This is a genomic window from Flavobacterium aquidurense, assembly GCF_001404985.1.
GTDB classification, from domain to species: domain Bacteria; phylum Bacteroidota; class Bacteroidia; order Flavobacteriales; family Flavobacteriaceae; genus Flavobacterium; species Flavobacterium aquidurense_B.
In genome coordinates this window covers 723,273-735,540 of record NZ_JRLF01000015.1, presented here as the reverse complement: position 1 = coordinate 735,540, position 12,268 = coordinate 723,273, and the positions used below count along the sequence as shown (strand labels likewise).

The window sequence follows — 12,268 nt, the reverse complement described above, 5'->3', positions numbered from 1 at the left end:
GCCGAAAAGTCTTTGTTCTTTTCTCTATTTTCTAAGAAAAAAAAGAAAGAAATGAGTTTACCTTTTTATATAATTGACGTTTTTGCTGAGAAAAAATACGCTGGGAATCAATTGGCAGTTTTTTTGGATGCAGGAAATTTAAGTTCGGCAGAAATGCAGCAAATTGCGCGCGAAATTAATTTTGCCGAAAGTACTTTTATAACCAAACTTGACAAAGAAAATAATAAGGCCGAGATAAAAATATTTACACCATCTCAGGAGATGCAATTTGCGGGACATCCAATAATAGGGACTTCATGGGTTTTGATGAATAAAATATTGAATGATTCTCCGGAGAATATAAAATTAAATGTTCCAATTGGACCAATTTCAATCCATCAATCAGAAGGTTTGATTTGGTTAAAAGCGGTTCAGCCAAAATTTTGGGATATTTTTTCGAAAGAAGATATTACAGTATTTAGTAATTTAAAAAATCATGATTTTGAAAATCAGTTTCCTATTCAGGAAGTAACAACCGGAAGTGCCTTTGTAATGGTTGGATTAAGTAGTAAAAGAGCATTGGAAAGTTTGGTTTTAGATAAAGATAAAACAAATGATTGGCTGGTAAAAAATTGTAAAACGACTCACAGAGGCTTATATTTTTATTATCTCGAAGGTTCAAAATTGTTTAGCAGAATGTTATGCATTGAACACAACCAATTAGTAGAAGATGCAGCAACCGGAAGCGCGAGTACTTGTTTACAAGCTTTTCTACTGAAATATCATAAACCGGAAATTGATTTAATTAATTATCAGGGAGATTATATTAATCGTCCGTCTCAAATTTATTTCAAAGGAAAATTATCCGGAAACGATTTTGATATTCAGATAGGAGGAAAAGCTCAGTTTGTTGCAAAAGGAGATTGGGAAGCTTAAATTAAGAAGAAAGAGAATAGAAGAAAGAGAATAGAAGAAAGAGAATAGAATAAAGAGAATAGAATAAAGAGAATAGAGTCAAGAGAAAAGAATCAAGGATAAAAAAGATAATAGAAATAGAATAAAGAAATAGAGAAAATTTAGAAACAAGAAAGAAGTCTTTCTTCTTTAATCTTTTTTCTTATTCTCTTAAAAAGAAGAAATATGAAAATTAATTGCCAGAATAAAATCATCATTTTACTAGTATTGTTTGTAGTCCAGCTTTCGTTTTCGCAAAAGAAAAATGAAACTATCGGGACCGAAACCGTAAACGTAGTAAAACCCTATTCGCCAACAATTTCAGATGCTTTTAAAGTGAAGGAAACTCCTTCACTGGATGATACAGGAAATCAACCTAAAGAAACGATAAAATATAGTATTTTATCTGTTCCTGTGGCTTCTACATTTACGCCTTCTAAAGGAAAAGCCGAAGGTGTTGAGAAATCGAAAAGAGAAAAATTGTTTAATAATTATGCCACTTTAGGCGTGGGAAATTATGGAACTTTAAATGCTGAATTATTCGTTAATCAGGATTTAGGAAACAATGATTATGTGGCAGGAATGTTTCGTCATCATTCTTCGCAAGGCGGAATTAAAGGTGTAGACCTAAACGATGAGTTTTATGATACAGCATTAAATGTGGCATATGGCGTAAACAATCGCGATATGGCATGGAATGTTGAATTAGGATATCAAAATCAATTGTATAATTGGTATGGTTTACCTGCTGAATTTGGTTCGACTTTAGCGGGTCAGACACGTGATGATTTAATAAGAAGTATCAACCCTAATCATTCTTATAATACAATTGCTTTAGGAGGAAACATTGAGTTTAATGAAGGCATTTTTAGTAAAATTTCAACGAAATTCACGCATTTTTCAGATAGCTTTTCTTCTTCAGAAAATCGTTTTTATGTAAAGCCTTCTTTCAAGGTAGAAGTAATGGATCAATCTATAAATACAAATATTATTGTTGATCACGTAAGCGGATCTTTTGATCATAATTATGCTCGTGATAATACACAACCTTTAAAATACAGTTTGACTAATTTTGGGATTGAACCAAGTTTTGTAATTCTTGAAAATGACTGGACATTAGAATTAGGGGCAGGATTGTTCTATGGTTTGGATTCTGAAAACAGCGGAAACAAGTTTTATATTTATCCTAAAGTAAATGCTTCTTATAAATTAGTAGGCGATTTAATGATTTTCTATACTGGAGTAAATGGTAGTTTAGAGCAAAACTCATACGCTGATTTTGTGAATGATAACCCGTTTTTATCTCCAACATTAAATATGCGTCCAACAAGTAATCAGTATACTGTTTTTGCAGGTTTAAAAGGTAAATTAGCAAACAATATCAATTATAACCTGACAGGTTCTTATTTAAACGAAAAAGATAAGGCGTTGTATAAAGGGAATGATTATACAGAAGATTTCTCTAATCAGAATTATGCTTTCGGAAACTCTTTTGGTGTTGTTTATGATGACGTAAGAACCTTCCGTTTTTATGGAGAATTAAAAGCTGATTTTTCAAGAAATGTATCTTTTGGTATCAACGGAACTTTTAATAGTTATAAATATGATGGTATAGAAGCGTGGAATTTGCCATCAATGAAAATAAGTTCAAATCTTGATGTAAATATTACAAAACAATGGTATGCGGGCTTAAATGTTTTCTTTGTAGGAGAGCGTAAAGACATGCAGTCTAATCTAAATTTAGGAACAGATCCTGTAATTACAACACTAAAAAGTTATTTTGATGCCAATGCGCATTTAGGATATAAATATAATGAGCGTTTGACTTTCTTCCTGAAATTAAACAATATAGGAAATCAGGCTTACGAAAAATGGCTAAATTATCCTGTACAAGGATTTCAGGTTTTAGTTGGTGGAAATTATAAATTCGATTTTTAAGAAATATTTGCCACGAAGGCGCTAAGGCACTAAGTTTTTAAGCCACGAATTCACGAATTAATTTTAACTAAATTCGTGAATTCGTGGCTAACTTTTTTGGAGCAGCGAAAAAACCTTTGCACCTTTGTAACTTAGCACCTCAGTACTTTTAAAAAAATGACATTCAAACAAAAAATACATTCTCATTACTTGCAAATGGTCCAGGATCGGATAGATATTTTTAGGGACATGATTTCGGCTTTGACCGAAGATTCTAAAAACGATGCTAAAGGTTCTGCCGGAGATAAGCATGAAACCGCTTTGTCAATGATGCATATCGAGCAGGAAAAACTTACCAATAAACTAAAAGAAGCAATAACCCAAAAAGCGATTTTAGATAAAATTGATGCATCAAAAACAACTGAAAATATTATTTCTGGCAGTTTGGTAAAAGCTAACGGAATTTATTTGTATGTAAGTGTAGCGCTTCCTAAAATTGCTATTGATGGTATTAATGTTATTGCACTTTCTCCTCAATCTCCGCTTGGTTCTCATTTAATGGGGAATAAAGTTGGGTTTAAATTTGAAATCAATAAGACGCATTATACGATTGAAAGTGTTGAATAATTGTTTTTCTGTATAGTTCCTACGGAACAATTTTAACCATAAGCTTTTTAGTTTTACCAGCATTAAATCTCTACGAGATATATTTTCTTCTCAGTTTAAAAAAAACTCCTTAGGAGTTAAATATTGGCAGAAAAAAATAATCCCATGGCAAAATTGTCCTGTATAGACTAGATATGGATTATAAATATTGAAAGGTTTTTAAAGCCTGTCGGGTTTGAATGCGCATAAACCTTTGGCAGAGTTAGTCTGTTTATTTTGTCATTCCGAGGAACGAGGAATCTCTGTAAGAAACTCCGCAATCAAAATGGCCAATCTTTGTCGAATTACATGCGGAGATTCCTCGTTCCTCGGAATGACAAGATTCATCAAAAGAATAATTCTTTAACAACTTTCTTTCTTCTCTTTGTGGATCTCTCAATGAATTTTAAATATCTTAAAAGTTAATTCAAAGTTCTGTTTAAAAGTTTGCATTTTGTGCTTTGTTTAAGCTGAAAATTAAAATTTTCAAGTTCAGGGCTTTTTTTTATGCTTAAATTTTATATTTTATATGTAAAAATCGATTTATGGTTTTAAATTGTAATTAAAATAAAGATTTATGTTTTTCAATTGTAACCATTAATGCATCTTTGCCTTATCAAAATAAAATTAATAAAAAAAATATATAGTTATGTGTGGAATCGTATGTGCATTTGATCTAAAACAAAAAGCTGAAACATTAAGACCTCAAGTATTAGAGATGTCTAAAATCATTCGTCACCGTGGACCGGATTGGAGCGGAATTTATAGCAATGATAAAGCAATTCTTTCTCATGAGCGTTTGGCAATTGTAGATCCGGCTTCAGGAAAACAGCCTTTATTTACAGAAGATAAAAAATTAGTTTTGGCTGCAAATGGAGAAATATACAACCACAGAGAATTGCGTAAACAATTTGAAGGAAAATATAACTTTCAGACAGAAAGTGACTGTGAGGTTATTTTAGCTCTTTATAAAGAAAAAGGACCTCACTTTGTAGATGAAATGAACGGAATCTTCGGATTTGCTATCTATGATGTAGAAAAAGATGAGTATTTTATTGCTCGTGACCATATGGGAATTATTCCTTTGTATATTGGTTGGGATCAACATGGAACTTTCTACGTAGCTTCAGAATTGAAAGCTTTAGAAGGATATTGTACAAAAATTCAATTGTTTCCTCCGGGACATTACATGACAAGCAAAGACGGTGAATTTGTACAATGGTACAAAAGAGACTGGACAGATTATGATGCTGTAAAAGACAACGAAACAAGTATTCCTGCAATTAAAGAAGCACTTGAAGCGGCGGTTCACAGACAATTAATGAGTGATGTTCCTTACGGAGTTTTACTTTCTGGAGGTTTAGATTCGTCAATTACTTCGGCTGTAGCCAAAAAATTTGCACAAAAACGTATTGAATCAGATGATACTACAGATGCCTGGTATCCGCAATTGCACTCTTTTTCAGTGGGTTTAGACGGTTCACCGGATTTAGCGGCGGCTCAAATTGTTGCAAAACACATTGGAACAATTCACCACGAGATCAAATTTACGATTCAGGAAGGTTTAGATGCTGTTCGTGATGTAATTTACAACTTAGAGACTTATGATGTAACTACAGTTAGAGCTTCAACACCAATGTGGTTAATGGCGAGAGTTATTAAATCAATGGGAATCAAAATGGTTCTTTCTGGTGAAGGTGCAGATGAATTATTTGGAGGATATTTATATTTCCATAAAGCACCAAATGCAAGAGAGTTTCACGAAGAAAACGTTCGTAAATTAGGGAAACTTCATATGTACGATTGTTTGCGTGCCAACAAAAGTTTAGCAGCTTGGGGAATCGAAGGTCGTGTTCCGTTCTTAGATAAAGAATTTATGGATGTAGCGATGAGAATCAACCCGCAAGATAAAATGATTAACAAAGAACATCCTATGGAAAAATGGGTAGTTCGTAAAGCTTTTGAAGATATGTTGCCGGAAAGTGTAGCATGGAGACAAAAAGAACAATTTTCTGATGGAGTAGGATATAGCTGGATTGACACTTTGAAAGAAGTGGTAGCCAAAGAAGTTTCAGATGAACAATTGGCAAATGCGAAATACAAATTCCCATTACAAACGCCAACTTCTAAAGAAGAATATTACTATCGTTCTATTTTTGCAGAACATTTTCCTAGTGATGCAGCAGCTTTATGTGTTCCTCAGGAAGCAAGTGTAGCTTGTAGTACAAAAATTGCTTTGGAGTGGGATGAAGCTTTCAAAAACATGAACGATCCTTCAGGAAGAGCCGTTGCGAGCGTTCATGATGATGCTTACGCAAAAGCATAAACAAGAATTTTAGAATTAGTATATATTATATTTCCGAAAGACGTTCTCAATCCTGAGAGCGTTTTTCTTGTCTAATAATGTTAAATTCTATTATTTCAGCGACTTGAAGATAATTATTTAAGTTTCTTTTTTATATTTGGCATTCGTCGAAATAAAATTAAATTGCTTGTATTGTAGCCGTTTAAGTACAGAAAGGCTAAAGTTTGTGTTTGGTTTAGCTCAAAATTAGAAAAATAGAATAGATTTTATGCCTGGTTTACTGCATGTAAGCATAAGCAAAAAATTAAAATAAATAAAAATAGAATAGTATGTCTGGAATATTGGCCGTTATTGGTAAAGGAAAAGACCCGCAACTCGTAAAAGAGCTTTCTACAAGAATGTCGCATCGTGGTCCTGATGAGAGTGATTTACATATTATGGAAAATGGCAGTATCATTTGCCATGAAAGTTTGTCGATTATTGATCTTAAATCTGGGAAACAGCCTATTCAGGGAACTAATAAAGCCTGGATGGTACATGATGGAGAAATCTATAATTATCAGGAATTAAAAGATACAGTTTTAAAAGATCACAGTTTTAGAACTAAATCAGATTCTGAAGTAATTGTACACTTGTACGAAGAATTTGGATATAAGTTTTGCAACATGCTTGATGGTGATTTTGCTTTTGTAGTTGTTGATGGAGACAATTATATCGCAGCAAGAGATGCAGTTGGTGTTAAACCTTTGTATTACGGACTGGACGAAAGAGGAAGGATTTATTTCTCTTCAGAAATGAAGTCAATTGCAGATCAATGTAAATCATTTTCGACTTTCCCTCCCGGACATTATTATACCGGAAAAACAGGTTTTGTAAAATATTATAATCCGGAATATGAAGATCATTCTAATGCCAATAAAGCGTTAGATCTTGATCTTGTTAGAGAATCATTGATCGAGGCTACACGTAAGCGTTTGATGAGCGAAGTTCCTGTTGGGGTTTTACTTTCAGGAGGTTTAGATTCGTCATTGACATCTGCGATTGCAGCTCGATTATTAAAACAAGACGGTAAAAAACTAAAGTCATTTTCTATAGGTTTAGATGCAGATTCACCAGATAATATTGCAGCAAGAAAAGCAGCTGAATTTTTAGATACGGAGCATCATGAAATATATTTTACGGTAGAAGAAGGTGTTGCTATTTTAGAAAAAGTAATTTATCATATCGAGACTTACGATATCATTTCGGTAAGATCAGGAGTGCCAATGTATTTATTAGCAAAAGCAATCGCTGATCAAGGGGTTAAAGTAATTCTTTCCGGTGAAGGTGCTGATGAAGTTTTTGGAGGTCATTTGTATTTTAGAAATGCACCATCTGCAGAAGAATTTCAGGATGAAACAATCGAAAGAGTACAGAAATTATTCACTGCCGATTTGCTTCGTGCTGATAAAACAACAATGGCACACGGGTTAGAAGCCAGAATTCCGTTTTTAGACAAAGAATTTCTGGATGTTTCGATTCGAATAAAAACAGAAGAAAAACAACCAAAAACTTACGATAATATCGAGAAATATATTTTAAGAAAAGCATTTGATACGCCTGAAAATCCATATTTGCCAACTGAAATTTTATGGAGACAGAAAGAGCAATTCTCTGATGGTGTAGGATACAATTGGGTTGATGAATTGATTGAATATTGTTCCGGACAAGTTTCTGATGAGCAATTAGCCGGTGCAAGTGCTGAATTTCCGTATAATTCGCCAACGACAAAAGAAGCTTATTTATACAGATCTATATTTCATAAATTTTATCCACAAGTTAGTGCTGCACAGACAGTTCGAAAATGGATTCCGAAATGGCAGGAAAATCAGGATCCAAGCGGAAGAGCAAACGCGGCTCACGTAAAAGCAGATGTTGAAATTTCTAAGGCTGGAGTAACGGTTTAGAAATTCAGAGAAAATAAATTTCAAATACCAATTTGGTATTAAATAACAGAAATCCGAAACTTACATTTCAATTGTTGGTTTCGGTTTTTTTATTTTCATTATAAACTTATTCCCAGATATCACTTTTTAATAGTTGCCGATTTATATCTTCAATTGCTTTTCGATTAATATTCTCCCTGAAGTCTGATTTTATACTAAATGTCTGTTGCAACAGATAATTATTTGGATAGTAAGAATAAGAAGTCTCTTCGTTTTTTAATAAACCATTAGAAAAGTAAGCGTATTTTTTATTTCTTTTTAAAGTATCGAAATCATTTGATTGTTCGATTTCTTTCAATAATCCATCAGGATAATATTGTTTTTTATAAGCAAAATTAAGCACTTTTATTTTGTTGTTATCATCATAGTAACTATTGCCTTTTTTGACTTCTTCATCAATTGCATAATGTATTTTTTTATCGTTGTAAACAGTCGAACTTATAATTTGATTATTTGTGTCATATTGTTTTATAATGTAATGCAAAGAGTCGGATATGATTTTTGTATTATTTCTATTGCTATCATATTCGAATACTATTCTTTTCGTAATAGTATTTTTTTTTAGATCTAAAAAAGTTTTTCCGATTAGTTGGTTTTTGTCATTGTAATAAAATTGCTGTAAAAATGTCTTTTCAATAAAACTGTTATTGATTTTTTCCTGCTCTGTAATACTGGAAAGAAAACCATTTTTATCATAATTATATACTTCGATTAAATCCTGAGGCTTTGATTGCGGTTTTTTTTTAATTTGAAATCCTTTTCGTTGCAAAATTTTTCCATCCAAATCAAAGATCATTATTATTTTGTTTTTAGAAACCACTTTGTTATAACCTGATGAATATGAATTCATGTAAGCTGGACTTTCGTGAGATGCTGAATAAGATTTGTCATTTGAATCGATATGATGTTTGTTGATTATTTCAACCTCTATAAATTTTTTATGTTCGTTTTTATTCTGACTTACAGTGATTTGAAAGAAAAGTAAAGAGTATAAAAGTGTTGTAATTTTCATGACAAAATGATTTTGGTAAATGTAATTAATTTCTTAAACACAAAATAAGCAGTATGAAATTTTGAAAAAAGTAAATTAAACCCAATAGACTTATTTTTTCATTTTTTTATGTTATTTCTATTTTTAGAATTTGGAATTTGTGAAAATTAGAATTTAAAGTCGGCTTTTGTCATTTTTTATGGTTTTTTGCACAATAGTGTTAATAACTTAAGTGCTTTAAATCGTATTTTAACGGATATATAATTTGCGTTTTTATATATTTGCGTGTTAGACAATAATTACATTTTTTTAGAATAAATTATATGAGCGAAGAAATCAAGAAGAACAATTATTCAGCAGATAGTATTCAGGCATTAGAAGGAATGGAGCACGTAAGAATGCGTCCATCGATGTATATTGGAGATGTGGGAGTTCGAGGGCTGCATCATTTGGTTTATGAGGTTGTTGATAACTCTATTGATGAGGCGATGGGAGGACATTGTGATACCATTGGTGTTGCAATCAACGAAGACGGTTCAGTAACAGTTGAAGATAACGGTCGTGGTATTCCAGTTGATTTACATAAAAAAGAAGGTGTTTCGGCACTTGAAGTAGTAATGACTAAAATTGGTGCCGGAGGTAAATTTGACAAAGATTCTTATAAAGTTTCAGGAGGTTTACACGGTGTTGGGGTTTCAGTTGTAAATGCACTTTCAGTTCATATGAAATCTACTGTTTTTAGAGACGGTAAAATCTACGAACAAGAATACGAAAGAGGTAAAGCAATTTATCCTGTTAAACAAATTGGAGAAACAGATAAAAGAGGTACACGTCAGACTTTTTATCCTGATGATACTATTTTTACCCAGACGATAGAATTCTCTTATGATACTTTATCAGCTCGTATGCGTGAGCTTTCTTTCCTGAATAAAGGAATTACAATCACGTTTACAGATAAAAGAGAAGTAGATGAAAAAGGCGAATTTAAAGTTGAAGTTTTTCACTCTGATGAAGGTCTTAAAGAATACATTCGTTATTTAGATGGTAACCGTGAGCCAATTATTTCTCACGTAATCAGTATGGATCACGAAAAAGGTGAGATTCCGGTTGAGGTTGCCTTGATTTACAATACAAGCTATACAGAGAATATTTTCTCATACGTAAATAATATCAACACGCATGAAGGTGGAACACATTTACAAGGTTTTAGAAGTGGTTTAACAAGAACCCTTAAAAAATACGCTGATGCATCCGGAATGCTGGATAAACTGAAATTCGAAATCGCAGGAGATGACTTCCGTGAAGGATTAACAGCTATTATTTCGGTAAAAGTTGCTGAACCACAATTCGAAGGACAAACAAAAACCAAACTTGGAAACAGAGAAGTAGTTTCTCCGGTTTCTCAGGCTGTTGGAGAAATGTTAGAGAATTATCTGGAAGAAAATCCAAATGATGCGCGTATCATTATCCAGAAGGTAATTTTGGCTGCACAAGCCCGTCACGCTGCTAAGAAAGCACGTGAAATGGTTCAGCGTAAAACCGTTATGGGCGGTGGTGGATTGCCAGGAAAACTTTCAGATTGTTCTGAGCAGGATCCTGCAAGATGTGAGGTTTACCTTGTCGAGGGAGATTCGGCTGGTGGAACAGCAAAACAAGGTCGTGATCGTAACTTTCAGGCGATTTTACCATTACGTGGTAAGATCTTGAATGTTGAGAAAGCGATGCACCATAAAGTATTCGAAAACGAAGAGATTCGTAACATCTTTACTGCATTAGGAGTTACCGTTGGTACTGCAGAAGACAGTAAAGCGTTAAATCTTGAAAAACTAAGATATCATAAAGTAATCATCATGTGTGATGCCGATGTCGATGGTAGTCACATTTCTACCTTAATATTAACGTTCTTCTTCCGTTTCATGAAAGAGCTGATCGAAGAAGGTCACGTTTATATCGCAGCACCACCTTTATACTTAGTTAAAAAAGGAAACAAAAAAGAATATGCATGGAACGATGTTCAACGTGACCAGGCCAACGAAAGAATGGGAGGAAGTGCCGCTATTCAACGTTATAAAGGTCTTGGAGAGATGAACGCGGAGCAATTATGGGAAACTACAATGGATCCAAGCTTTAGAACTTTACGTCAGGTAACTATTGATAGTCTTGCGGAAGCTGATAGAGTTTTCTCAATGTTAATGGGAGATGAAGTTCCGCCACGTAGAGAATTTATCGAGAAAAATGCAGTTTACGCTAATATCGATGCATAATAAATTTTAATCGTCAATTCGTTTAATTGTTTAAATTTACTTAGACGATTAAACGAATTGTCAATTTATCAAACAAACAAATTAATTAATAACCGATAAAGTATAAAATATGAAAGTTACCATTGTAGGAGCAGGAAATGTTGGAGCTACATGTGCAGATGTTATTTCTTATAGAAGAATTGCAAGCGAAGTAGTGTTGTTGGATATTAAAGAAGGTTTTGCCGAAGGGAAAGCGTTGGATATTATGCAATGTGCGACAAATACAGGTTTTAATACCAAAGTATCTGGAGTAACCAACGATTATTCTAAAACTGCCGGAAGTGATGTAGTTGTAATTACATCAGGAATTCCGAGAAAACCAGGAATGACCCGTGAAGAATTGATTGGTATAAATGCAGGAATTGTAAAAACAGTTGCTGAAAATGTATTGAAATTTTCTCCAAATACTATAATTGTTGTAGTTTCTAATCCAATGGATACTATGACTTATTTAGCTTTAAAATCTACCGGATTACCAAAAAACCGAATTATTGGTATGGGTGGAGCGTTAGACAGTTCTCGTTTCAGAACCTATCTTTCTTTAGCTCTTGATAAACCTGCAAATGATATCTCGGCAATGGTTATTGGTGGTCATGGTGATACAACTATGATTCCTTTAACTCGTTTGGCATCTTATAATGGAATTCCGGTAACAGAATTTCTTTCAGAAGAAGTATTGCAAAAAGTAGCTGCTGATACAATGGTTGGAGGAGCTACTCTTACAGGTCTTTTAGGAACATCAGCATGGTATGCGCCAGGAGCTTCTGTTGCCTTTCTTGTAGATAGTATTTTAAACGATCAGAAGAAAATGATTGCATGTTCTGTTTTTGTTGAAGGAGAATACGGACAAAATGATATATGTATAGGTGTACCATGTATAATTGGTAAAAACGGAGTAGAAGAAATTTTAGACATCAAATTAAATGACCAGGAAAAAGCCTTATTTGCTAAAAGTGCAGATGCGGTTAGAGGCATGAATGATGCTCTAAAATCGATTTTAGTATAAGGATTTTCGAAAAAAAAGGAAAAGACTGCACTTTTGCAGTCTTTTTTTTAAGATTAATTAATAAATAAATTGGTTAATCTTTTCGTTAATTATATATTTGCTCGGTTTAAAAAAAATGTGGTAATTCGTGATCTCGATTTTTTAGTTTTAAAAACTCATGTCAGGACTTATTTTATGGGACTT

Annotated in this window: 8 protein-coding genes; 7 read left to right on the top strand and 1 reads right to left on the bottom strand. The window is 33.2% G+C overall.

Translation table 11 applies throughout. The features are described 5' to 3' along the window. Nucleotides 1-51 precede the first annotated feature (51 nt). The 5 genes from RC62_RS21690 (at nucleotide 52) to asnB (RC62_RS21670) (ending at nucleotide 7,746) form a co-directional block, all read left to right on the top strand. The gene (locus RC62_RS21690) at nucleotides 52-915 is read left to right on the top strand and encodes a PhzF family phenazine biosynthesis protein (protein ID WP_055098431.1); all 864 of its coding nucleotides are present in this window, start codon (nucleotides 52-54) and stop codon (nucleotides 913-915) included. A gap of 204 nt (nucleotides 916-1,119) precedes the next feature. Further along, on the top strand, nucleotides 1,120-2,871 hold the full coding sequence (locus RC62_RS21685; RefSeq protein WP_055098430.1) for a TonB-dependent receptor: 1,752 nt from the start codon (nucleotides 1,120-1,122) through the stop codon (nucleotides 2,869-2,871). Between the two features lie 156 nt (nucleotides 2,872-3,027). Next, entirely contained in the window at nucleotides 3,028-3,477 is a 450-nt protein-coding gene (locus RC62_RS21680) for a hypothetical protein (RefSeq protein ID WP_055098429.1), read from the top strand. A 667-nt stretch (nucleotides 3,478-4,144) separates the two neighbouring features. Then, the gene (gene asnB / locus RC62_RS21675) at nucleotides 4,145-5,821 is read left to right on the top strand and encodes an asparagine synthase B (protein WP_055098428.1); all 1,677 of its coding nucleotides are present in this window, start codon (nucleotides 4,145-4,147) and stop codon (nucleotides 5,819-5,821) included. A gap of 308 nt (nucleotides 5,822-6,129) precedes the next feature. After that, on the top strand, nucleotides 6,130-7,746 hold the full coding sequence (gene asnB, locus RC62_RS21670) for an asparagine synthase B (protein WP_055098427.1): 1,617 nt from the start codon (nucleotides 6,130-6,132) through the stop codon (nucleotides 7,744-7,746). A 106-nt stretch (nucleotides 7,747-7,852) separates the two neighbouring features. Here the strand turns inward: asnB (RC62_RS21670) and RC62_RS21665 are convergent, their stop codons facing one another. Beyond that, nucleotides 7,853-8,797, bottom strand: coding sequence for a hypothetical protein (locus RC62_RS21665; protein ID WP_055098426.1), 945 nt, complete (start codon nucleotides 8,795-8,797; stop codon nucleotides 7,853-7,855). A 302-nt stretch (nucleotides 8,798-9,099) separates the two neighbouring features. On the opposite strand from RC62_RS21665, the gene gyrB reads away from it, so the two are divergent. Both gyrB and mdh read left to right on the top strand, forming a co-directional pair. Beyond that, nucleotides 9,100-11,040, top strand: a complete 1,941-nt coding sequence (gene gyrB, locus RC62_RS21660) for a DNA topoisomerase (ATP-hydrolyzing) subunit B (RefSeq protein WP_055098425.1) — start codon at nucleotides 9,100-9,102, stop codon at nucleotides 11,038-11,040. Between the two features lie 109 nt (nucleotides 11,041-11,149). Continuing rightward, complete coding sequence (gene mdh, locus RC62_RS21655; protein WP_055098424.1) at nucleotides 11,150-12,085, top strand: malate dehydrogenase; 936 nt, start codon at nucleotides 11,150-11,152, stop codon at nucleotides 12,083-12,085. Nucleotides 12,086-12,268: the final 183 nt, after the last annotated feature.

Coding starts and splice junctions, on each gene's coding strand:
- RC62_RS21690 (WP_055098431.1), top strand. CDS start 52: ATGAGTTTACCTTTTTATATAATTGACGTTTTTGCTGAGAAAAAATAC.
- RC62_RS21685 (WP_055098430.1), top strand. CDS start 1,120: ATGAAAATTAATTGCCAGAATAAAATCATCATTTTACTAGTATTGTTT.
- RC62_RS21680 (WP_055098429.1), top strand. CDS start 3,028: ATGACATTCAAACAAAAAATACATTCTCATTACTTGCAAATGGTCCAG.
- asnB (WP_055098428.1), top strand. CDS start 4,145: ATGTGTGGAATCGTATGTGCATTTGATCTAAAACAAAAAGCTGAAACA.
- asnB (WP_055098427.1), top strand. CDS start 6,130: ATGTCTGGAATATTGGCCGTTATTGGTAAAGGAAAAGACCCGCAACTC.
- RC62_RS21665 (WP_055098426.1), bottom strand. CDS start 8,797: ATGAAAATTACAACACTTTTATACTCTTTACTTTTCTTTCAAATCACT.
- gyrB (WP_055098425.1), top strand. CDS start 9,100: ATGAGCGAAGAAATCAAGAAGAACAATTATTCAGCAGATAGTATTCAG.
- mdh (WP_055098424.1), top strand. CDS start 11,150: ATGAAAGTTACCATTGTAGGAGCAGGAAATGTTGGAGCTACATGTGCA.